Source organism: Comamonas sp. GW821-FHT11H03, from assembly GCF_058807955.1.
This window is the reverse complement of record NZ_JBXARF010000001.1, coordinates 754,103-775,088: the sequence shown is the minus strand read 5'-3', so window position 1 is coordinate 775,088 and position 20,986 is coordinate 754,103. Positions and strand designations below refer to the sequence as shown.

The following is a 20,986-nucleotide window of genomic DNA, read 5'->3' as shown; positions in this document are numbered from 1 at the left end:
TGCTTGAAATGCTTTGAGTCGATGATGATATTTGCTCTTGAAGCGATAGCTGCCGACGATTGATGAATAAGGCTTGGAGTTGATTTATTCCCTGAAATGGCCGCTTGCATCAATCATGGTCAACCCCACATAGCTGGAGCCGGTGCGTGGCGGTGTGAAGCGCAGATGCATGGTGCCGTAGCGAATCTCGCCCATGGCGTCGAGGGCGGTCAGCAGGCCCGCTCGACTGTTTGTGGGCGCAGCTTTACGCAGCGCATCCAGCAGGGTTCGGGTGTTGAGAAAGACTTCCAGTCCCAGATAGGAGGCAGGCGGCATGCCGCCGTGGGCGAGGAGCTGCTGGTAGTCCTTGATGGCCGAAACCGCGCCTTTCCAGGGACTGGGCACCAGGGTGGTGAAGGCAATGCCGCGCGTATAAGGGCCCAGCCCTTGCACCACAGCACGGTTGGCCTGGGCGGCCAGGTTGTAGAAAGGCGTCATGACATGGGCCTGTCTGGCCATGGTGATCAGACCTGTGGTGGCAGGGGCGCCCGCGAGCACGATGACGCCTTGGAGATCGGGCAGGGCGGCCAGTTTCCTGGCCAGGTCCGGGGTGTTGCTGCCCGATGCTTCCACGGCCAGCGTGATGACGGGTTTGAGGTCCTTGGCGGCAAAGGCGGTCAGGGCGATCTGCAGGCTGTCTTTGCCAAAGCCGTCGTTTTGGTGAACGATGGCGATCCGCCGCAGACCTATGGTCTGCATCTGCTGCAGCATGGCCGCGATTTCAGCCTGGGTGCTGGCGCGCAGCGGATAGATGAAACGGCCCGGCTGCTGGCGCATGCTGCCGGCTCCGGCAATCACGCCCACCAGGGCCGTCTGGCCTTGCTGGACCTCGGGTTGCATGGCTGTGCAACTGGCCGTGCCCCAGCAGTTGAGCAGGGCCAGGGCTCCTTCCTGGATCAGTTGGCGCGCATTGCTGGCGGCGCGCTGTGGCTCGTAGCCATCATCCAGCACCTTGAGTGTCAAGGCTTTGCCGCCCAGGCCTCCCTGCTTGTTGAATGCCTCCACCTGCGCCTGCATGATGCTCAGGCCTTCCTTGCCGGCCTCGGCCTGCGAGCCTGACAGCGGCAAGCTGGCACCTATGGTGAGGTTGTTCTCCTGCGCATGCAGGGGCAGGCTGGCGGTGATGCCGGCGGCCAGTAGCCAGGCGCAGCGCAATGGGGTTTGCATGGGTCTCCTCTTCGTTGTTGCGAGTCCATGGTGGGAGGGCTGCAACATGGGTGGGAGAGGGCAACTGTGGCTATGTCGGCTGGGGGCGACGTTATGGTGTTTTGACCCGCTTATGAGATACGGGCTTGATCTGCATCGCCCCATGGCCTTGCGTCGTCATCTGCTTTCCAGTATCCACAGGCGCTTGCTGGCGCGGGTCATGGCGACGTAGAGCATGTTGCGCTGTGGCTCGCTCGCATTGGGCGAGAAGTGCCTGGGATTGACGAAGGGTACGGCCACATACTCGTATTCATGGCCTTTGCTGCGTTCTACCGTGAGCAGTTGCAAGCTGGGTTTTTCATGGCGCTGATGCTGCGCGATGCTCGACTGGACCATGAGGCTGAGGCGGCCAAGGAATTCATCGACGGAAAGTCCGGTGCAGATGCGCGACAGCGCTTGCAGGCTGGCCAGGCACTGGCGCAGTTCTTCCTGGCTGATGGGGGCCTGGGCAAAGAACTGTCGCAATAGAGGGTGCTGGAGCAACTGCCCCGCATCGGCGCACTGGTCGGCGGGCAGGGCCAGCAACCGGGCGCAGGGGGAGTCTGGTGCGATGTAGGCGGCGAGGAAGCGGCGCATGGCGGCTTGCTGTCCCATGAGTTCGGCGGCAATGCGCAGCGTGTCGGACTCCGGCGGGGCGTCACCCAGTGCAGTCATGTCGAACAGGCCGTTGGCCAGCAGATCCCGGTCGGGCGGGCTGGCATGGCGCACATAGCGCATCAGACCTTCGGCAGCGCTGTTCAGAATGCCTTGTGAGAGCAGCGCGCCGCCGCTGCAGCCCTGCATGGCCCACAGCATGGCCAGCACCAGGGCGATTTCGCGGCGCTGGTAGAAGCGCTGCATGCCTTTGCAGGCATAGTGCACGCCCTCGTGGGCGAACAGCCATTCGAGTAGCACCGAATCTTCGGGCGAATGCAGGATGACACGCAGCACGGCGGGCGGATCCTGCGGTTTGCGGGGCAGGCGGGCCACGGCGGCATGAATATCCAGCAATTGCCGGGCGCAGTCCTCGTCATCGCCATGGCGATGTTCGAACCATGCCGAGGCGTTGCGGTAATGGGCGTCGAACTCCATGCCGAAGAGCTGGTTGAGTTCCTGGCAGATGACGGGGCCGAAGCGATAGGTCGTGTTGAGCGTGGCCTGGCCGGTGCCCGTGGGCAGCTCCTGCAGGATGCGCTGGGCGCTGTCGCCAAAGATGGAGGAGGCGCCCGGCAGGATGTGCTGGTTGAAGTCGCCGACACCGATGAAGCGCCCGTTGCCGCGCGCCAGATGGCGCAGCACCAGCAAAGCGGCCTCGTCCAGATCCTGCAGTTCGTCGAACAGCACGGCGTCGAAGCGGCCCTGCAGCTGCGGGAAGCCGGCATCGAAGTCCAGTGCGGCCAGCTGGCAGGCCAGCGCGTAGGTGCAGTCGCCGGGCGCATAGAACAGCGGCTCCTGGGTGGGGCCTGCGCGCAGCCGCTCATAGCTGCACAGCAGCCGGTACAGGCCGTAGTCCAGAGCGTTGTCGCGGCAATATGCCAGCGCGCCGAGGCCGCTGCCGTCGATGTCGAGTTCCAGCATGCACTGCTTGGCCTGGGCCTCAAAGGCGAGGAAGGCGCTGATGTCCAGAGGCCGTGCGAAATAGTCCGCCAGCTCGGGTATGTCGAGCTCGGCATGCCGCTCGGCCTCTTGCGACAGCGCTTCATGCGCCTGCTGGATGAGCAGGTTCTTTTCCAGACCGGAGGAGAGCATGGGGACAGGGTCGCCCTGCTCTTCGAGCAGCTGGGCGCAAAAATGCTCCAGAGTGAGCAGATGCAGGCCGTCGAGGCGCACAGAGGAGAGGCGGTCCATGCGCGCCTGAATGGCCTTGATGCCGGCCTCCGAGTAGGCCAGCATCAGCACGTTGCGCGCGCCCTGGGTGCGGATCAGGTCGGTGGCCTTGATGGCCAGCGTGGTCGTCTTGCCCGTGCCGGCCAGGGCGCGGATGAGCAGCGAAGACGCTTCGCTGTTGAGTGCCTGGTTCTGGTCAAGGCCGGGGTAAAGCCTGGGCTGCAGGTTCATGCCGTGAGTGCTCCATTTTCGTTATCCATCGAGCAGCCCGTGTCACGAGCTGCTCGCCGGGCCAGGGACGGGCGAGCAAGAGCTGTGCCACAGCGAAGCCTGCAGCTCAGCCCATCGCCTTGCGCAGCCACTCAGCGAAGGCAGCGCATTCCCAACGGTCCATGATGCCGGTCTTCCAGCACAGGTAGTGAGCGTGCGGGCTGGGTGCATCGACATCGAAAAGGCGTACCAGCGTACCGTTTTCCAGCCAGGGGGCACCGAGCTTGTGGCGTACCAGGGCAATGCCCATGCTGGCCGATGCGGCGTCGCACATCAGGCCGATGTCGTTGAACTGCGAGCCTTCGTTGGGCTCGGCCATGTCGAGGCCGGTCGCGGCGAACCAGGTGCGCCAGGGCTCCAGCGGGCTGCGCAGCAGCGGCATGCCTTCCAGGTCGTCCGGGCGCTCGAACGGGCCATGTTCGCGGATGAAGCTGGGCGAGGCCAGCGGCGTGACCGTGTCGCGGGCCAGTTCGATGTGCTCCACATCGGCATAGTGGCCGGCGCCGAAGCGCACCATGAGGTCGGCATCCTCGCCGATAACGTCCAGCAGCGGAATCGATACCTGCAGCGCAATGTCGATCTCCGGATAGACCTCGGTGAACTGGCGCAGGCGCGGGATCAGGATCACGCGTGCAAAAGTGGGGGTGACGGCCAGCTTAAGGCGCCTGCGTCCAGGCGAGGCCGACGCTCCTGGAAAGCGTTGCAAGGCGCCCAGGCCTTCACGCACATGGGCCAGATAGGAGCTGCCGTCCGTGGTCAGGGAGAAATCCGTTCGGCCGAACAGGCGAGTCCCCAGAATCTGCTCCAGCTGCTTGACCCGGTGGCTGACTGCACTGGGCGTTACACACAGCTCCTCCGCCGTCAACGTGACCGAGCGCAGCCGCGCCAGAGCCTCGAAGGTGAGCAGGCACTGTATCGGCGGAATCCGCCTGGCCGTAATGCTGTTCAAGGCGCCGGGGCTGCGGGTCATATGATCAATCCCAAGCCCAGGGATTTAGCGGAACACAACGGTCTTGTGACCGTTGAGAATAACGCGGCGCTCGCTATGCCACTTCACGGCGCGGGCCAGAACCTGGCTCTCGGTGTCGCGGCCGCGGGCCGTCAGGTCTTCCACGGTGTCGGTGTGGTCGGCGCGCGCCACGTCCTGCTCGATGATCGGGCCTTCGTCGAGGTCGGCCGTCACATAGTGGGCGGTGGCGCCGATCAGCTTCACGCCGCGGTCATGCGCCTGGTAGTAGGGCTTGGCGCCTTTGAAGCTGGGCAGGAAGCTGTGGTGGATATTGATGGCGCGGCCGGACAGCTTTTTGCACAGGTCGTTGGACAGTACCTGCATGTAGCGCGCCAGCACCACCAGCTCGGCACCTTCTTCCTCAATGATCTCGTATTGGCGCTCTTCGGCCTGGGCCTTGGTCGCGGCAGTCACGGGAATGTGATGAAAGGGGATGTTATAGCTGGCCGCCAGCTGATAGAACTCGCGGTGGTTGCTGATGATGGCCTTGATCTCGATAGGCAGCAGGCCCGACTTCCAGCGGAACAGCAGGTCGTTGAGGCAGTGGCCTTCCTTGCTGACCATGATGACGGTCTTGATGCGCTCGGCTTTGGAGTGCAAACTCCACTGCATTTGATATTGATCAGCTAATTCGGCAACGGATGCCTTTAGAGAGGCGGCGTCTTTGCCATCGCAGGCAAACTGCACGCGCATGAAGAACAGACCGGTTACCGGGTCGTTGTACTGCGCTGCTTCTTCAATATTGCCGCCTTGTTCAAGCAAGAATCCGGAAACGGCATGCACCAGGCCCAGTCGGTCTGGGCAGGATAAAGTCAAAATATAGGCTTGGGTCATAGCTCGGCAATTGTCGCAGCAAGGCGAGGACCCTGCGGACAAAGGAAATTCATGAAAAGCGAGGAGGGGCATTCTCCGCTCACACCCTGGGTGATTGTCGCCCTCTATTTGTGCGTGGGGATGCTTTGGTTGGGGGCGCAGGCTGGCGTGCTCGGCTATTTTGATGTATCGCTGAATCGACAGTCGCTGCGTTGGCAGATAGGCCTGTTCATTGTTTGGTTGCTGGCGACAGCGCTGGTTGCACTTTGGTTTATGCAGCGAAAGACGCGCGCCGACCAGCGTGGCCGGGAGACGGCGCAGGAGCTGGAGTTGGTGGTGCGTCACGCCCCGGCCGGCATGGCTCGGGTGCATGTGGGCGGGGCAGAGATTGTCTGGGCCAATGCCAAGCTGGCGGGTTGGCTGGGCCGCAGCCTGGAGTCGCTGCGCGGTCAGGATTTTCGCGTTCTGGTGCCGGTGAATGACCAGGATGAAGTTGCTCTGCAGCTGCAGCGCCTGCTGGACGGCAGCACTGATTACTTCCAGGTGCTGCGCCAATGCGTGCATGCCGAAACCGGCAAGGTTACGCCCGTGCTGTGCACAACCAGCCGCGTGGCGGCATCGGGTGTGGACGGGCCGGTGGCCCTGGTCTGCGTGTTGCAGGATCTCAGCGAGATGGTGAGTGCGCGCAAGGCCATGGTGCGCAGCGAGACCATGTTGCGCCTGGCGCTGGAGGGCAGCGGCAATGGCGTGTGGGAATGGGATGCACTGGAGCAGCGGCTGAATTTCTCCACGGGCATGAGCGCCTTGCTGCGCTACCAGGGCCAGGATCTAGCGCGCGAGTTCGATTTCCAGCAGCGCCTGCACCCCGAGGATGCCGCAGCTGCGCGTGCCCAGGCCCAGCAGGCGCTGGAGCAGGGAAGCATGCTGGTGCTGACGGCACGTCTGCTGTGCTTTGACGGTCTGTATCGCTGGTTCCGCGCACGCGGCCAGGCCTACAAGGATGAGAGCGGACGCCTGATACGGATCTCGGGCCTGCTCTCCGACCAGACTGCGAGTCGAGAGGCCGATGAGCGCAGCCGCCTGGCCTCCACGGTGGTGGACAACACCATCGAGGGCGTGGTGGTAACCGACGCCCACAGCCGCATTCTCTCGGTCAACCACGCGTTCACGCGGCTGCTGGGCTTTTCCGAGCAGGAGATGCTGGGCAAGACGCCGCGCATGTTCAAGTCCGGCCGGCATGACAAGGCCTTCTACGACGCCATGTGGGCCAACATGCACGCCACGGGCCACTGGCAGGGCGAAATCTGGAACAGGCGCAAGAGCGGCGAGATCTTTCCCGAGCGCATGTCGCTGAGCGCGGTCAAGGATGCCAACGACAAGGTGACGCATTACGTCTGCATGTTCACCGACATCTCGGCCGAGAAGGCGCGCGAGCAGCAGTTGGAGTTTCTGGCCCATCGCGACACCTTGACCGGTCTGCCCAACCGCTCTCAGTTCACGCGCATGCTGGGTGAGGCGGTGGAGCTGAGTCAGAGCACCAACCGTCGCATGGCCGTGTTGCTGTTTAATATCGACCGCTTCAAGGACGTGAACGACAGCTATGGCCACTCCATCGGCGACGAGGTGCTCAGGCATGTGGCTGTGCAGATGCAGGGTGCTTTGCGGCACGGCGACATCATTGGCCGCCTGGCGGGCGATGAAATCTGCGTGGTGGCCCAATCCATATGCGACCACAACAGCGCGGTGGAAGTGGCCGAGCGTCTGATGGCCGCAGCCGGCCAGCCCTGGACCACGCCAGACGGGCTGTCTGTTGTGGTGAGTGTCAGTGCCGGTATCTGTCTGTACCCCGAGCATGCGCTGACGGCCGACGATCTGCTGCAAGGTGCCCATGCGGCGGTGTATGGAGCCAAGGCCAGGGGCTCCAATGCCTGGTGCTTCTTCCATGAAAACATGACCCAGGCCGCGCGCGAACGCCTGGCCATGGAGGCGCGTCTGCGCCGTGCGCTGGAGCTGGGCCATATGCGTCTGTATTACCAGCCACAGATTGAGCTGGCAACGGGGCGCCTGATGGGGGCTGAAGCCCTGTTGCGCTGGCTGGACCCAGAGGAAGGACTGATCTCGCCGGCCCGTTTCATTCCCGTGGCGGAAAACTCGGGCGTCATCGGCGCGCTGGGTCTGTGGGTGCTCGGTGAGGCCTGCCGTCAGGGCCAGCAATGGCGTGCTGCGGGCCTGCCTGATCTGACGATTGCGGTGAATGTCTCGCTGCATCAGTTTTTGTTGACCGATATTGCCGGTGCCACGGCCGATGCGCTCAACAAGTCGGGTTTTCCGGCCAGCTTACTGGAGCTGGAAATCACCGAAAGTGCACTGGCCGAAAAGCCCGAAGAGGCGTTGGCCGTGCTCAACCGCCTGCGCGAACTGGGCCTGCGCCTGGCCATTGATGACTTTGGCACCGGCTATTCCTCACTGGCGCACCTCAAGCGTTTTCCGCTCGATCTGCTCAAGATCGATCAAGGCTTTATCCGCGACATTCCGCACAGCGCGGACGATATGACCATCAGCAGCTCGGTCATTGCCCTGGGTCATGCCATGGGCCTGAAGGTTCTGGCCGAAGGCGTGGAAACCCAGGAGCAGCTGACGTTCTTGCAGCAAAAAGGCTGTGACTACTTTCAGGGCTATTTCTGCAGCCGGCCCTTGCCGGCCGAAGACTTCACGCGCCTGCTGGAAAAGACGCGCGAGGGGCTGCCGCTGGTGTCTGTCGCAACCGCGCACTGAAGATCACCAGCGCTGCATCAGCCCGTCAAGGCTTGGGCGCTGGTTTGTTTTTCCATTGTTCGCGCAGTTGCTGGCATTGGTCCTCGGAGGCATTGCCTTCTAGCGTCAGCTGTTTGTCTGCCTTCATCGTGATAGCAGTCTGCGCTTTATCTGATTGAGCTATTGCCACTTTGGGCTTGAACTCTGTTGGCAGCCAGGTCGGCACGCCGATATCGCTGCGCACATGGCCGCGGCCTGCCACCAGCAGCACGCTTTTGCCGGGCTGGCCCAGCTCACGTAAGGCTGCTTCAGACACTCTGGCCATGGATTCGTCACGGGCCAGCTGAATTCGGGCCATGGGCGCGAACTGCGATTCGGGCAGCAGGCCGCAGTGGCCGTCCTTGATGGCATCGAGCTGCAGCTGCCAGCCCGCAGCCGGCAGGTGTGCGTCGTAGCGGGACTCGCCCATGGCCTGCTTCATCCGGATGCGCGGCAGATTGCCGCCGAGCACGGGCACGCCGGCTTTCACGGCAGCCATCACCACCGGGCCATAGTCCTGCCAGGGCCAGCCGCCCGGGCCGCCGCCCTGAGCCCATTGCAGAGCGGTTTTCACCTCCTCATCGTTGGCCGATGCGGGCAGGCTCCGGGTGCTGCCGCCTGCAGGTGCCATCTCGACCACCAAAGCCGCGAGCCTGCCTTGCGATGCCAAGTGGCGCACGGTAGCGGCTTCCCACTGGTGATGGGAAATCTGGTCATGCTGCTCGCCGAGCAGGATGACCGGTGTTCCTGCCCACTGGTCCAGTGTCTGCAGCCACTCGGCATCGGTGGTTCGCTGAGCGCTTTGATGGGCGCAGCCGCCCAGCAGCAGGGCGCCGGCAAGCGCCGTAAGGGCCAAGGGATTGAAACGATTGAAGCGCTGGCGCGGCCGCGCCGCAGAAATGAAAGTCCACATATGAGCTGATTGCATTCGTCTAAGACGGGGCATGGCTTCGTAGCTGTAGATTTCGTACCGGCTTTGCCCACCGAGTTTTGCCGCGATACTGCGGGGCATTGCCCCTGTCGCGCGTCCATTGTCGTGCCTTGCCGGATTCCCGTGCACATGTCCGTATTGCCTCCCCCCGCGTTTCTGGCTCGTGTGGCCGCCACCTTGCTGTTGGCCTGGTTGGCTGCACAGCTTTGTCTGATGCTGCATACGCCGCTGCCCTGGATGCTGGGGCCACTGATTTCCGTCTCGCTGCTATCGATTGGCGGAGCTCCCACCCAAAGCTGGGCCAGGCTGCGCGATCTGGGGCAGTGGACGATAGGCGGAGCACTGGGCCTGTATTTCACTCCTGCCGTGACCGAGCTGGTGGCAGGCCTGTGGTGGGCGATTGCGCTGGCCATTGCCTGGGCCTTGCTGCTGGGCTGGGCCTTCGGGTGCTGGCTGTATCGCGTGCAGGCCGCCTCCATGCTGGCGCAGCCGGGTATGGATAAAGAGCGCTTGCGCGCCACAACCTATTTCTCGGGCGCGATAGGCGCGGCCTCGGAGATGACGCTGCTGGCAGAGCGCGAGCATGCGCGCACCGATCTGGTGGCTGCAGCGCACAGCCTGAGGCTGGTGATCGTGACGGTGAGCATTCCTTTTGCCCTGCAATGGGCAGGATTGCAGGGCGATCCTGGCCTGACGCTGCCCAGCGTGCGTACCGTGCAATGGCCCGGCTTTGCCTGGCTGGTGCTGACCACTGGCGCGGGGGCATTGCTGATGCTCAAGCTCGGGCGTGCCAATCCCTGGTTTCTTGGCGCGCTGGCCGTATCCATGGGCTTGACCATGGCAGGCCTGGAGCTGTCTGCCGTGCCTCAATGGCTGATGAATGCCGCCCAGTTGGTGATCGGCGTCAGCCTGGGAGTGCGTTTTCGACGTGAATTCCTGCACACGGCTCCGCGCTGGCTGGGTATGGTGGCGCTGGGTACCGTGGGCTTGATGGCCGTCTGCACCGGCTTTGCCTGGCTGCTGCACTGGGGCACAGGCCTGCCCTGGGTGACCTTGCTGCTGGGCACATCGCCGGGAGGCATTACCGAGATGGCCATCACCGCCAAGGTGCTGCAACTGGGCGTTCCCGTGGTCACGGCCTTCCAGGTCTGCCGGCTGATTGCCGTACTGCTGCTGGTGGCGCCGCTGTACCGGAGGCTGAACAAAGCACTGCCGGGGGCGAGGCCATGATCCGCATTAGGCGAAATCCCTGGAGGTCGGTCCTGATCATCAGCGCCTGCGCCGGCTTTGTGGTGGCCGGACTTCTGATGTGGATGGCTTGGGAGCACAACCCCCAGTGCGAGATTCACTGCGCAGAGCAAGGCATTGACTGGGGCTACTGGCTGGCGCTGGGGGCGGGAGGGTGGCTGCTGGGCTTTCTGGGCGGCATGCTGACTGTCTGGGTGTGGCTGCTGTTGTGCAGAAAGTCATAGCGGCAGGCGCTCGGGGGATCAGCGATGTAGCCGTTTTCAGGCATTAAAAAACCACTCTTTCGAGTGGCTTTTGTCGAGTGGCTTTTGGTACGTGGTTCAGTGAATGATGACCGGCTGCTGGGCCAGGCCCGTGTAGGTGTCGAGAATTTCCTCCACCTCTTCCTCGGTGGGGGCGTCCTGCTGCCAGGCGAGGATCTGCTTCTGGAACATTTCGGCCCAGGAGCCATCCAGATACACCTCCTTGCCCGAGCGCTTGTCCACGATCTCGAAGCCGTGGCGGGGCAGTTGATGGGCTTGCTTGGTCTCGGCCTTGGCTTTGCCTGCCGGAGCGTCTGCTTCCATATCGGGACGCAGATGGAGCACCGCAAAGGATTCAGAGTCGTAAAGCATTTGCATGGTGTTCCTCCTTTCACTTCCGTTATGAGCATGCCTGCCATGGATATGGCGACAGGGTGCCGCATTTCAAGGTGGAAATGCCTGCTCTTGGCACTTGAGCACAGTATTCCACGGATTTGACATGGTTGTGGGCAACCGGCTTTCCCGATCTGTAGTAGGCAAGTCCTTGAACGGCGCGACAGCGTTCAGCCCGAGTCGATGCAGGTTGCAGGCCTTGGCTGCAAGGTGAGTGAGCGCTTCGGGTGCGGTGCTCCCGGGGTTTACGCCAGGGTGCGGCATGGAGGCTATTGCGGCGCGGGCAGATATTTCTTGAGCTGCAGATCGACAAAGTCGTCCTGTCCCTGGGTGAGCTTGATGCGCACGGGCAGGTATTGCATGGACGGTGCCAGCCAGACCGAACCGTGCTGGTCGCTGCTGCTTTTGCCGGGCAGCTTGTCCAGGCGCAGCGCCATGACGCTGCCAAATGGCAGCTCCAGCGCCTCGCTGGCACCCACGCGGAACTGCCAGCGCACGGCTGAGCGTGCGCTGCTGGTGGTCAGCTCTATCAGAGTGCCTGGCGGATATTTTTCAGGGGCGGCAGCCATCAGGGCCGAGAGCTGCAGAAACACGCTGAGGCGGTCCTGCACGCCATCGCCAATGGCCGCATCGGTCTGGCCGCCGCTGTAGTGCGCCTTGCCGCTGGACACATCAAAGGCTGCGGACTGGGTTTTGCGACCCTTGTCGCTGAAGTTCAGTGGTTGCAGGCCCTTGGGTGTGATCAGCCCCTCGCTGGTCTGGGCGCGCTCGCCCAGCAAGAACATGCTGATCGACTGCCTGGCCTGGTAATACTGGCCGTCATGCTGCCACCGCAGTTGGGCATCGGCCGAGTATTGAAAACCCTTGACCTGACCCGAGGCATTGAACTCCAGCGTGGCGGAGTTGGGCAATGTGACGGGCAGCACAGAGCCAGGCGGCAGCGGCGCGCTGCCTGCGGGCGTGACCTGGATGGGGCGGTCCGTATCGGCACCATTGGCTTCGGGAGGCTCGGCCACGGGCTCGGGAGCTGTCTCTGCTGCAGCAGCGGGCTGCTCTGTATTGGTGGGTGCTTCTGTTTCAGGAGCGTCTTGCGGCTGTTGTTCCTGGGTTGGAGGCTGATTGGGCGCAGATTTCTGTTCGTCCGGCACGGGAGCAGAAGCCGGCGCTGGCGCCCGGGAGGCAGCTTGGGGTTTGGGCGCCGGAACTGGGGCAGGTTTGGGCGCTTCGTGTGCAGGCGGCGGAGGAGGGGGCGCTTGCAGCATGCGCGTCTCCATCACGATCTGGTCGTCTGCTGCTTTGTCCGGCGGGCTCAGTTCGGGCAGACCCCAGAGCAATAGCCCATGGGCTGCCAACACCAAGCCGGTGATGGGCAGCAGAGTCTTGTGTGCCTGGCTTGCCTGAGGGGAGCGGCCCATGAGCGTGATTCGGAGATTGCGGGTTTCAGTGGTTGGGATCGGCGCGCCAGCCCAGATCGCTGGAGAGCTGGCGGGCAGCCGCCTGCAGCGGCGCGTCTATGGCGCCACCATAGTCCGGGTCGAAAGTCGCCAGCGAGCCCAGGGTCATCAGACCCAGCACGATATGGCCGGATGCGTCGAAGACCGGCACGCAAAAAGCCACGATGCCCGGCAGCACGGTGTCGACCACGCGGGCTGTGCCGCGATCGCGCACCTCGGCCAGCATGGCCGCCACGGCCTCCTCGGTCTGGGGCAGGTCCTGGCGCCGGGCTTTGCGTGCGCGCTCCATTTCGGGCTCCAGCAATGCGGCCGTCGCCTCGCGCGGCAGCCAGGCGCCGAAGCAGCGCCCCGTGGCCGATGCCAGCATGGGCATGACGTCGCCCAGGCGCAGGTTGGCGGTGACGGACTGCGCCGATTCCTCCCAATGCACGATGGTCGGGCCATGATTGCCCCAGACGGCGATGGCCAGCGTGTGATTAAGGGACTCAAGCAGTGCCGGGATGCGCTCACGCGCCAGACGCACCGGGTCGAGGCGGGCCAGCGAGGCCAGGCCGATCTTCAGCGCTGCGGGACCCAGGTCGTAGCGCGAATTGCGTTCGTCCTGCGTCACCAGACCGATGCGCTGAAAGCTCACCAGGTAGCGGTGAGCCTTGGCGGCACTCATGCCGGCGGCGGCGGCGACATCCTTGAGCATCAGCGGTCCGCTGGCCTGTGCCAGCGCCTCGACGAGGGAGAAACCCACTTCGACCGACTGAATCCCTGCGCGTTCCTTTTCCATTGCAATAGAATTGTGTTTTGTTTAGTTAAATCAATTTAACCAATCGTAATTTTGGCTAGCGTTGTCTGGCATTGTGCCAGCACCGCTGCCGTGAGCAGAGGGACAGAGAATGAAACTGGCAACCTACAAGGATGGCTCGCGCGACGGGCAACTGGTCGTGGTCTCGCGTGACCTGAGCCAGGCCTGCTATGCCACCGGCATTGCCAACCGCATGCAGCAGGTGCTGGACGATTGGAGCTACATGGCCCCCCAGCTGCAGGATCTGTCACACGAACTCAATCACGGCAAGGCCCGCCACGCGTTTCCCTTCGATCCCCAGCGCTGCATGGCACCGCTGCCGCGAGCTTATCAGTGGGCCGATGGCTCGGCCTACATCAACCATGTGGAGCTGGTGCGCAAGGCGCGCAATGCCGAGGTGCCGGCCAACTTCTACACCGACCCGCTGATGTACCAGGGTGGCAGCGATGATTTCATCGGCCCCTGCGACGATGTGATCGTCCCCAGCACGGCCATGGGCATAGACTTCGAGGCCGAGATCGCCGTCGTTACCGGTGATGTGCCGATGGGCACGGATGCCAGGGATGCACTGGACGGCATCCGACTCGTCATGCTGGCCAATGACGTGAGCCTGCGCAATCTGATACCTGGCGAACTGGCCAAGGGCTTCGGCTTCTTCCAGAGCAAGCCCGCCACGGCCTTCAGTCCCGTGGCCGTGACGCTGGACGAGCTGGGCGATGCCTGGAAGAGCGGCCGCCTGCATCTGACGCTGCAGAGCACCTGGAACGGCCGCAAGGTCGGCATGTGCGATGCAGGCGAGGAGATGACTTTTCACTTCGGCCAGCTGATCGCCCATATCGCCAAGACCCGCAATGTACGCGCCGGCTCCATCGTGGGCAGCGGCACGGTGAGCAACAAGGGCGTGGAGACCGGCAGCGGCAAGAACAAGCGCATGGAATGGCCCAAGGGCTATAGCTGTATCGCTGAAAAGCGCTGCATAGAGACCATTCAGGACGGCGCGCCCAAGACCGAGTTCATGCAGTTCGGCGACACCATCCGCATCGAGATGAAGGGCAAGGACGGTCAGAGCATCTTCGGTGCCATCGACCAGAACATTGCGCCGCCCGGCGGCAGCAGGGATCATGAGCCAGAGGGGCAGTCCTTGGATGGCTCCGAAGACTGAACCCTCGATCCAGCCGCCATGCCCATGCCAAGTCTTAATCTCTCGCGCTGGATTTTGCCTCTGAAGGCCGTGCCGGCCATGGCGCTCGTTTTGTTGACGGGCCTGTCCATGGCGGCAGAGCCAGCCGCCGAACCTGCTGCCAGTTGCCCGCCGCCGTTCAGCCCGCCGACGCCGGCCGAAGTGCAGGCCATGGCCCCCCATATGCAGGACAGAGGCCTGCTCTGGCGCGTGCAGGACGGCGAGCGCACCAGCTGGCTTTACGGCACTTTGCATGTGGGCAAGCGGGAGTGGATATTGCCCGGCCGCACCATCGTGCGCTCCATGTATGGGGCGGACCTGCTGGCGCTGGAGCTTGATGTGCTGAATCCGCAGGTCATGCAGCAGTTGATCGAAGGCTTCCAGGCCCGTGTCGACGCCCCTGCGCTGCCCGCAGAGCTGGAAGCCCGGCTGGCGCAGCAGCGAAAGCAGGCCTGTGCCGAGCATCTGAGCACACAACGCCCGGACGCCCAGCTGCTGGGACTGGTCAGCCAACTGGGCCGCAAGCAGGGGCTGGTGGCCGAGTTTGGCGCCGATCTGCTGCTGGCAGGCATGGCCCATGCATTGCACAAGCCCGTGCTGGGGCTGGAGTCGGCGCAGACCCAGCTCGAGGAGCTGCTTTCCGACGATCCCTTGGAGGTGCAGGAAAGCGTGCGCGACGGGCTGGACCAGCTTGATGACCCCAAGGCTCCGGAAATCCTGCAGCAGCTGGCGAATATCTGGGCCAGCGGCAATGAAAAACAGCTGGAGAACTATGCCGACTGGTGCGACTGCATCAAGACCGAGCGTGATCGGCTCAAGTACGCCCGCCTCATGGATGGACGCAATCCGGGCATGGCAGATGGCATTGTTCGTCAGCTCCAGCAGGGCAAGACCGTGTTTGCTGCCGTGGGTGCGCTGCACATGGTCGGGCCTAAGGGCCTGCCTGAGCTGCTGCGTCAGAAAGGCTATCAGGTCGAGCGCGTGAGCTTCAAACTGCCACCCATGCAGAAATCGGAGTCAAAGCCGATTCAAACCGAATAGAGACAAGCGCAGGCAGCTATCAATTAATAGAAAAGGCAGCCTGGCGGGGTCTAAAAATCATTCCACAACCCCCTACATCACCCTCAAGGAGACAAACGATGGATCGTCGTCAATTCCTGGCTGCCGTGGCAGCCAGCTCGGCTGCTGCCGCATCCCCCTTCGCCATGGCGCAGGACTGGCCCGCCAACCCTGTGCGCTGGGTTGTGCCCTACCCACCCGGAGGCGGTACCGATGTGCTGGCCCGCACTGTGGCCGAGTCCATGCGCAAGACGCTGAACCAGACCATCGTGGTGGACAACCGTCCCGGCGCTTCGACCAATATCGGCGGCCAGCTCGTTGCTGCGGCCAAGCCTGATGGCTACACCATCATGTCGGCCGACAACGCCATCCTGGCGTTCAACGAGCACCTGTTCAGCAAGCTGCCTTTCAGCCCTGACAAGGATTTCACCTATGTGGGCGGCATCAGCCGCTTCCCCATGGCGCTGGTGGTCAACCCCGCGTTCGAAGCCAAGGATTTCAAGGAATTCCTGGCCTATGCCAAGGCCAACCCCGGCAAGCTCAACTACGCCTCCCCCGGCAATGGCTCGCCTCACCATCTGGCCATGGAGCTGTTCAAGAATCGCACTGGCACGAGTCTGACCCATATCCCCTACAAGGGTGCCGCGCCCGCGCTGGCCGATGTGATGGGCGGCCAGGTGCCCTGCATGTTCCTGGATCTGGCATCGGGCCTGCCGGTGATTCAGTCGGGCAAGGTGCGGGCTTTGGCCATAGGCACGGCCAAGCGCGTCCCCAATCTGCCCAATGTGCCCACGCTGGCCGAGCTGGGTCTCAAGGATTCCGAGGTCTATGCCTTCCAGGGCATTCTGGGTCCCAAGGGATTGCCGCCAGCCATCGTGCAGCGTCTCAATGCAGACCTGCAAAAAGCCCTCAAGGACCCCGACGTGGTCAAGCGCATGGCCGACTTCGGCATGGAAGCCCTGCCCGGCACGCCCGAGCAGTTCCACCAACTGGCACGCACCGAAGCCAAGCGTTGGGGTGAGGTCATCAAGACTGCTGGCGTGAAGCTGGACTGATCGTCCCTTCCCTGAGCTTCGCGAGGTCCTGGGCATGGCGTGATCCGTTGCCGCAGACCTCGCCGGCTCGCATCACCACGGCCCTGCCTCCTTGAGTTGCAGGGCCGTTTCAATAGGGCAGTATGCCCGGCAGCAGTGGACGGCTGAGGCGCTCGCGCCACCATTGCTGGGCCCGGCCGCGGGCATCGCTGTGCCAGGCCAGCCAGAAGGTTTCGGGCGGACGAGGTTCCTCCACCGCCAGCTCCACCAGCACCCCGGTCTCCAGTTCCACACGCACGCACGCGCGCGGCACAAAGCCGTGGCCCAGCCCGGCGGCCTGGCATTCGATCTTGGCCTGCATGCTCGGCACGGTGATGCGCCGCTGGCCGGTGAGCAGGCCCACGGTGCGGTCGGTCAGCGAGCGCGCGCCGTCACCCACCACCACGGCGGTGTGTTCCAGAAGGTCGCTGCGCGCCAGTGGCCGACCCAATCGCGCCAGCGGGTGGCTGGCCGTCACGCAGAAGACGAAATCGAGCTGGCCCACGGCCACCGCCTTGTGGCCGCCGCCGGCCGGGCCTTCTCCTGCCGCCACGATCAGGTCGGCCCGGCCTTCGCGCAGGGCTTCCCAGGTGCCGGTCAGCGTTTCGCTGCCGATGCGCAGGCGCGTGCCGCTGTTCAGCGCCTCGAAGGCCTGAATGTCGGCGCCGAAGGCGCTGGTCGGGATCAGCGAGTCATGCACCAGGCGCACCTCGGTCTCGAAGCCCGTGGCGATCTGGCGCAGCCGCGATTCGAGCTGACGCGCGGCTGCCAGCAGCCAGCGCCCTTCCTTGAGCAGTTCCTCGCCCGCTGGCGTAAGGCTTACGCGCGGGCCGTTGCGCATGAAAAGGTTCAGGCCCAGTTGCTCCTCGAGTTTGGATACAGCATAGGAGATGGTTGATGGCACTTTGTGCAGCCGTTCGGCTGCGCTGGCGAAAGAACCATAACGCGCGATGGCATCCACGAGTTCAATGGCTTCCAGAGAGAGTTTGAGCATGGTGATGTGCGTAAAAAATAATCATCGAAATTTTCGATGATTAAAGCATTTTTCTTTCAATATTTGACCTTTGTTGGCCGCTGATACTTCATCCATCGCAACACGAAACGCAGCGAAACAAGGCAAACATGCCTGCAGCAGTAAGTGTGAAACCGATCGATTTTTTTGGAGATGAAAATGCTTGAAGTTCGCCAATCCAACCACCGCGGTCGCGCCAACCATGGCTGGCTGCAATCGCGCCACACCTTCTCCTTCGGCCACTACCGCGACGCCAATCAGCAAGGCTTTTCGGATCTGCTGGTCATCAATGACGACCATGTGTCCCCCGGTCAGGGCTTCGGCACCCACGGTCACCGCGACATGGAAATCTTCTCCTATGTGCTCGACGGCGCCCTGGAGCACAAGGACTCCATGGGCACGGGCTCGGTGATCCGTCCCGGCGATGTGCAGATGATGAGCGCCGGCACCGGCGTGGAGCACAGCGAATTCAACCACTCGGCCCAGGACCCGGTGCACTTTCTGCAGATCTGGATCGTGCCCGCCGAACGCGGCGCCGCTCCACGCTATCAGCAGGTTCATGTGGACGATGCCGACAAGCGCGGCCGCCTGCGCCTGATCATCGCCCCCGAAGGCGCAGACGGCACCCTGGCCGTGCGCCAGGACGCCCGGGTCTATGCCGGCCTGTTCGACGGCGAAGAGTCTGCCGAACTCGATGTGGGGCCCGAGCGCCATGTCTATGTACATGTGGCCCGCGGCAGCCTCAGCGTGAACGGAGAGCGCCTGTCCGAAGGCGACGGTGCCCGCATCCGCAACGCCGGGGCCCTGCGCTTCGATCACGGTGAAGGCGCCGAGGTGCTGGTCTTTGACCTGCGCCCCCGTGAACTGCCCACCTTGTAAGCAACAGTTTTCATACCCCGGTTTTCATTCGGCTTTCTTGTTTTCCCTGCAGCCTCTCGCTCACCTTTTACCCAGGAGTTTCACCATGTCCAACGCCAACGCTTCCATCGCCCGTCCCGTCGCCGTCGCCAAGCCCGGTGCCAAGCTGCTCAACCCCCATGACCACACACTGATCATGATCGACTTCCAGTCGCAGATGGCGTTTGCCACGCACTCCATCGATCCTGTGCAGCTGCGCTCCAACGCCGCGCTGGTCGCTTCGGCCGCAGCAGGCTTCGGCGCCTCCACCATCCTTACCACGGTGGCCGAAAAAAGCTTCTCCGGCCCCATGTTCGAGGAAGTGACCGCGCCTTTCCCCGGTCAGGCCCTGATGGACCGCACCTCGATGAACACCTGGGAAGATCAGGCCGTGATCAACAAGGTCAATGAGATCGGCAAGCCCCGCATCGTGCTGGCCGGCCTCTGGACCAGCGTATGCATCGTCGGACCGGCCCTGTCGGCTCTGGACCAGGGTTTTGAGGTCTTTGTGATCGCCGATGCCTGTGGCGACATTTCGACAGAAGCGCACAACCGCGCCATGGACCGCATGGTGCAGGCAGGTGCCCAGCCCATCACGTCCTTGCAATATCTGCTGGAAATGCAGCGTGACTGGGCTCGCACCGAGACCTATGACATGACCACGGGCATCGCCAAGAAGCTGGGTGGCGGCTACGGCATCGGCATCACCTACGCCAAGACCATGTTCGGCGCCCACGAAGGCTAAAAAAAACGGCAGGGGCCTGCTGCGCGGCCGTATCCTGCGCCTGTGGTCCTCGGCCCCAGTCTTCTTTTTTTGCGCTCTCGCCGGCCTTCTCCTCCCTTCTTTGCGTTGCTGACACCCCCCTAGGCACACCATGACCCAGCCCACCACCCCCGATCTGATCCTGTTCAACGGCCGCTTCACCACCTTGGACCGCAGCAAGCCCACAGCCACGGCCGTGGCCGTGAGCCAGGGCCGCTTCAGCGCCGTCGGCAGCGACCGTGAGGTCCTGCCCCTGGCCGGCCCACAGACCCAACGCATCGATCTGGGCGGGCGCAGTGCGCTGCCTGGGCTCATCGACAACCACCTGCACCTGATCCGCGGCGGCCTGAACTTCAACATGGAGCTGCGCTGGGACGGCGTGAAGAGCCTGGCCGATGCCATGGCCATGCTCAAGGCCCAGGTGGATGTGACTCCTGCGCCCCAGTGGGTGCGCGTGGTGGGCGGCTTCAGCGAGCACCAGTTTGTGGAAAAGCGCCTGCCCACGCTGGCTGAGCTGAATGCCGTGGCGCCCGATACCCCGGTCTTCATCCTGCACCTGTACGACCGTGCCCTGCTCAATGCCGCCGCCCTGCGCGCCGTGGGCTACACCAAGGACACGCCCGAGCCGCCCGGTGGCCAGATCCTGCGTGACAGCGCCGGCAACCCCACGGGCCTGCTGCTTGCCAAGCCCAATGCGTCCATCCTCTACGCCACGCTGGCCAAGGGCCCCAAGCTGCCGCGCGACTACCAGGTCAATTCCACGCGCCACTTCATGCGCGAACTCAACCGCCTGGGTGTGACCGGCGCCATTGACGCGGGCGGTGGCATGCAGAACTATCCCGATGACTACGACGTGATCCAGGAGCTGGCCGATGCCGATCAGCTCACCATCCGTCTGGCCTACAACCTGTTCACGCAAAAGCCCAAGGAAGAGAAGGACGACTTTCTGCGCTGGACCGCCACCTCGCAGTACAAGCAGGGCACGGACTACTTCCGTCACAACGGTGCAGGCGAAATGCTGGTGTTCTCGGCCGCCGACTTCGAGGACTTCCGCCAGCCCCAGCCCGAGCTGGCCCCCGGCATGGAAGGCGAGCTGGAAGAGGTGGTGCGCATCCTGGCCCAGAACCGCTGGCCCTGGCGCATGCACGCCACCTACGACGAGACCATCGACCGCGCCCTCAATGTGTTCGAGAAGGTCAATGAAGACATTCCCCTGGCCGGCCTGAACTGGTTCTTCGACCACGCCGAAACGATTTCCGAAAAGTCCATCGACCGCATCGCGGCCCTGGGCGGCGGTGTGGCCGTGCAGCACCGTATGGCCTACCAGGGAGAGTATTTTGTCGAGCGCTACGGCGCCGCTGCGGCCGAAGCCACACCGCCTGTCAAGCGCATGCTGGAAAAAGGTGTCAACGTGTCAGCCGGCACCGACGCCACCCGCGTCGCCAGCTACAACCCCTGGGTTTCGCTGTCCTGGCTGATCACGGGCAAGACCGTTGGCGGTCTGCAGCTCACGCCCCAGCGCAACTGCCTGAGCCGCGACCAGGCGCTGCGCATGTGGACCGAAAACGTGACATGGTTCAGCAATGAAGAGGGCAAGAAAGGCCGTATCCAGGTGGGCCAGCTGGCCGACCTCATCGTGCCCGACCGCGACTTCTTCGCCTGCCCCGAGTCCGACATCGCCGACACCTCGGCCCTGCTCACCGTGGTGGGCGGCAAGGTGGTCTACGGCGTCGGCGTCTTCGCCGACTTCGACGAATCGGCCCCGCCCCTGGCTATGCCTGACTGGTCCCCCGTGCGCACCTTCAAGGGCTATGGCGCCTGGGGTGTGCAGGAAGGTGCGCCGCTGCAGTCCGTGATGCGCAACGCGGCAGCCAACTGCGGCTGCGCCAGCAACTGCAACATGCACGGCCACGCCCATGCCACGGCTTGGAGCAGCAAGCTGCCCGTGGCTGATCTCAAGGGCTTCTGGGGCGCCCTGGGCTGCGCCTGCTGGGCGGTGTGA

Annotated in this window: 18 protein-coding genes; 9 read left to right on the top strand and 9 right to left on the bottom strand. The window is 63.5% G+C overall.

Annotation, left to right across the window (positions count from 1 at the left end; genetic code table 11):
• Nucleotides 1–84 precede the first annotated feature (84 nt).
• The 4 genes from AC1RTQ_RS03600 to purU all read right to left on the bottom strand — a co-directional run bounded on the left by AC1RTQ_RS03600 (nt 85) and on the right by purU (nt 5,164).
• Nucleotides 85–1,206 (bottom strand): ABC transporter substrate-binding protein, encoded by a 1,122-nt coding sequence (locus AC1RTQ_RS03600; protein ID WP_492874321.1) that lies wholly within the window; start codon nt 1,204–1,206, stop codon nt 85–87.
• Between the two features lie 156 nt (nt 1,207–1,362).
• Complete coding sequence (locus AC1RTQ_RS03595; RefSeq protein ID WP_492874319.1) at nt 1,363–3,282, bottom strand: UvrD-helicase domain-containing protein; 1,920 nt, start codon at nt 3,280–3,282, stop codon at nt 1,363–1,365.
• A 106-nt stretch (nt 3,283–3,388) separates the two neighbouring features.
• Complete coding sequence (locus AC1RTQ_RS03590) at nt 3,389–4,291, bottom strand: LysR substrate-binding domain-containing protein (RefSeq protein ID WP_302088836.1); 903 nt, start codon at nt 4,289–4,291, stop codon at nt 3,389–3,391.
• A 24-nt stretch (nt 4,292–4,315) separates the two neighbouring features.
• Complete coding sequence (gene purU, locus AC1RTQ_RS03585) at nt 4,316–5,164, bottom strand: formyltetrahydrofolate deformylase (RefSeq protein WP_003068559.1); 849 nt, start codon at nt 5,162–5,164, stop codon at nt 4,316–4,318.
• Between the two features lie 51 nt (nt 5,165–5,215).
• Between purU and AC1RTQ_RS03580 the strand changes: the two genes are divergently transcribed.
• Nucleotides 5,216–7,918: a sensor domain-containing protein gene (locus tag AC1RTQ_RS03580; protein ID WP_492874317.1), complete on the top strand. Its 2,703-nt coding sequence runs from the start codon at nt 5,216–5,218 to the stop codon at nt 7,916–7,918.
• Nucleotides 7,919–7,943: 25 nt separating this feature from the next.
• Here AC1RTQ_RS03580 and AC1RTQ_RS03575 read toward each other — a convergent pair whose 3' ends face one another.
• Entirely contained in the window at nt 7,944–8,849 is a 906-nt protein-coding gene (locus tag AC1RTQ_RS03575; RefSeq protein WP_492874315.1) for a ChaN family lipoprotein, read from the bottom strand.
• A gap of 147 nt (nt 8,850–8,996) precedes the next feature.
• On the opposite strand from AC1RTQ_RS03575, the gene AC1RTQ_RS03570 reads away from it, so the two are divergent.
• Nucleotides 8,997–10,097, top strand: coding sequence for an AbrB family transcriptional regulator (locus AC1RTQ_RS03570; protein ID WP_492874313.1), 1,101 nt, complete (start codon nt 8,997–8,999; stop codon nt 10,095–10,097).
• A complete protein-coding gene (locus tag AC1RTQ_RS03565; protein WP_304351768.1) occupies nt 10,094–10,339 on the top strand; it encodes a hypothetical protein in 246 nt (81 codons plus the stop codon). The genes AC1RTQ_RS03570 and AC1RTQ_RS03565 overlap by 4 nt, the downstream gene beginning before the upstream one ends.
• 96 nt (nt 10,340–10,435) lie before the next feature.
• Here the strand turns inward: AC1RTQ_RS03565 and AC1RTQ_RS03560 are convergent, their stop codons facing one another.
• From AC1RTQ_RS03560 to AC1RTQ_RS03550, 3 genes are all read right to left on the bottom strand, one after another.
• Nucleotides 10,436–10,735: a BTH_I0359 family protein gene (locus tag AC1RTQ_RS03560; RefSeq protein WP_302088842.1), complete on the bottom strand. Its 300-nt coding sequence runs from the start codon at nt 10,733–10,735 to the stop codon at nt 10,436–10,438.
• 284 nt (nt 10,736–11,019) lie between these two features.
• Nucleotides 11,020–12,165, bottom strand: coding sequence for a DUF3108 domain-containing protein (locus AC1RTQ_RS03555; RefSeq protein WP_492874310.1), 1,146 nt, complete (start codon nt 12,163–12,165; stop codon nt 11,020–11,022).
• A gap of 25 nt (nt 12,166–12,190) precedes the next feature.
• Entirely contained in the window at nt 12,191–12,982 is a 792-nt protein-coding gene (locus AC1RTQ_RS03550) for an IclR family transcriptional regulator (protein ID WP_492874308.1), read from the bottom strand.
• A gap of 109 nt (nt 12,983–13,091) precedes the next feature.
• Between AC1RTQ_RS03550 and AC1RTQ_RS03545 the strand changes: the two genes are divergently transcribed.
• The 3 genes from AC1RTQ_RS03545 to AC1RTQ_RS03535 all read left to right on the top strand — a co-directional run bounded on the left by AC1RTQ_RS03545 (nt 13,092) and on the right by AC1RTQ_RS03535 (nt 16,294).
• Nucleotides 13,092–14,162 (top strand): fumarylacetoacetate hydrolase family protein, encoded by a 1,071-nt coding sequence (locus AC1RTQ_RS03545; protein WP_492874306.1) that lies wholly within the window; start codon nt 13,092–13,094, stop codon nt 14,160–14,162.
• A gap of 24 nt (nt 14,163–14,186) precedes the next feature.
• A complete protein-coding gene (locus AC1RTQ_RS03540) occupies nt 14,187–15,221 on the top strand; it encodes a TraB/GumN family protein (RefSeq protein ID WP_492874304.1) in 1,035 nt (344 codons plus the stop codon).
• Nucleotides 15,222–15,319: 98 nt separating this feature from the next.
• Nucleotides 15,320–16,294: a Bug family tripartite tricarboxylate transporter substrate binding protein gene (locus AC1RTQ_RS03535; protein WP_302088847.1), complete on the top strand. Its 975-nt coding sequence runs from the start codon at nt 15,320–15,322 to the stop codon at nt 16,292–16,294.
• Between the two features lie 109 nt (nt 16,295–16,403).
• On the opposite strand, the gene AC1RTQ_RS03530 is transcribed toward AC1RTQ_RS03535, so the two are convergent.
• Entirely contained in the window at nt 16,404–17,306 is a 903-nt protein-coding gene (locus AC1RTQ_RS03530) for a LysR family transcriptional regulator (protein ID WP_492874302.1), read from the bottom strand.
• Between the two features lie 177 nt (nt 17,307–17,483).
• Between AC1RTQ_RS03530 and AC1RTQ_RS03525 the strand changes: the two genes are divergently transcribed.
• The 3 genes from AC1RTQ_RS03525 (at nt 17,484) to AC1RTQ_RS03515 (ending at nt 20,986) form a co-directional block, all read left to right on the top strand.
• Nucleotides 17,484–18,203 carry a pirin family protein gene (locus tag AC1RTQ_RS03525; protein ID WP_492874300.1) on the top strand — a complete coding sequence of 240 codons (720 nt, stop codon included), beginning with the start codon at nt 17,484–17,486 and terminating at the stop codon, nt 18,201–18,203.
• 85 nt (nt 18,204–18,288) lie between these two features.
• Nucleotides 18,289–18,966: an isochorismatase family protein gene (locus tag AC1RTQ_RS03520; RefSeq protein WP_492874299.1), complete on the top strand. Its 678-nt coding sequence runs from the start codon at nt 18,289–18,291 to the stop codon at nt 18,964–18,966.
• A gap of 130 nt (nt 18,967–19,096) precedes the next feature.
• Nucleotides 19,097–20,986 (top strand): amidohydrolase, encoded by a 1,890-nt coding sequence (locus tag AC1RTQ_RS03515; protein WP_492874297.1) that lies wholly within the window; start codon nt 19,097–19,099, stop codon nt 20,984–20,986.

Coding starts and splice junctions, on each gene's coding strand:
- AC1RTQ_RS03550 (WP_492874308.1), bottom strand. CDS start 12,982: ATGGAAAAGGAACGCGCAGGGATTCAGTCGGTCGAAGTGGGTTTCTCC.
- AC1RTQ_RS03535 (WP_302088847.1), top strand. CDS start 15,320: ATGGATCGTCGTCAATTCCTGGCTGCCGTGGCAGCCAGCTCGGCTGCT.
- AC1RTQ_RS03560 (WP_302088842.1), bottom strand. CDS start 10,735: ATGCAAATGCTTTACGACTCTGAATCCTTTGCGGTGCTCCATCTGCGT.
- AC1RTQ_RS03530 (WP_492874302.1), bottom strand. CDS start 17,306: ATGCTCAAACTCTCTCTGGAAGCCATTGAACTCGTGGATGCCATCGCG.
- AC1RTQ_RS03580 (WP_492874317.1), top strand. CDS start 5,216: ATGAAAAGCGAGGAGGGGCATTCTCCGCTCACACCCTGGGTGATTGTC.
- purU (WP_003068559.1), bottom strand. CDS start 5,164: ATGACCCAAGCCTATATTTTGACTTTATCCTGCCCAGACCGACTGGGC.
- AC1RTQ_RS03565 (WP_304351768.1), top strand. CDS start 10,094: ATGATCCGCATTAGGCGAAATCCCTGGAGGTCGGTCCTGATCATCAGC.
- AC1RTQ_RS03555 (WP_492874310.1), bottom strand. CDS start 12,165: ATGGGCCGCTCCCCTCAGGCAAGCCAGGCACACAAGACTCTGCTGCCC.
- AC1RTQ_RS03595 (WP_492874319.1), bottom strand. CDS start 3,282: ATGAACCTGCAGCCCAGGCTTTACCCCGGCCTTGACCAGAACCAGGCA.
- AC1RTQ_RS03575 (WP_492874315.1), bottom strand. CDS start 8,849: ATGTGGACTTTCATTTCTGCGGCGCGGCCGCGCCAGCGCTTCAATCGT.
- AC1RTQ_RS03570 (WP_492874313.1), top strand. CDS start 8,997: ATGTCCGTATTGCCTCCCCCCGCGTTTCTGGCTCGTGTGGCCGCCACC.
- AC1RTQ_RS03590 (WP_302088836.1), bottom strand. CDS start 4,291: ATGACCCGCAGCCCCGGCGCCTTGAACAGCATTACGGCCAGGCGGATT.
- AC1RTQ_RS03540 (WP_492874304.1), top strand. CDS start 14,187: ATGCCAAGTCTTAATCTCTCGCGCTGGATTTTGCCTCTGAAGGCCGTG.
- AC1RTQ_RS03545 (WP_492874306.1), top strand. CDS start 13,092: ATGAAACTGGCAACCTACAAGGATGGCTCGCGCGACGGGCAACTGGTC.
- AC1RTQ_RS03520 (WP_492874299.1), top strand. CDS start 18,289: ATGTCCAACGCCAACGCTTCCATCGCCCGTCCCGTCGCCGTCGCCAAG.
- AC1RTQ_RS03525 (WP_492874300.1), top strand. CDS start 17,484: ATGCTTGAAGTTCGCCAATCCAACCACCGCGGTCGCGCCAACCATGGC.
- AC1RTQ_RS03600 (WP_492874321.1), bottom strand. CDS start 1,206: ATGCAAACCCCATTGCGCTGCGCCTGGCTACTGGCCGCCGGCATCACC.
- AC1RTQ_RS03515 (WP_492874297.1), top strand. CDS start 19,097: ATGACCCAGCCCACCACCCCCGATCTGATCCTGTTCAACGGCCGCTTC.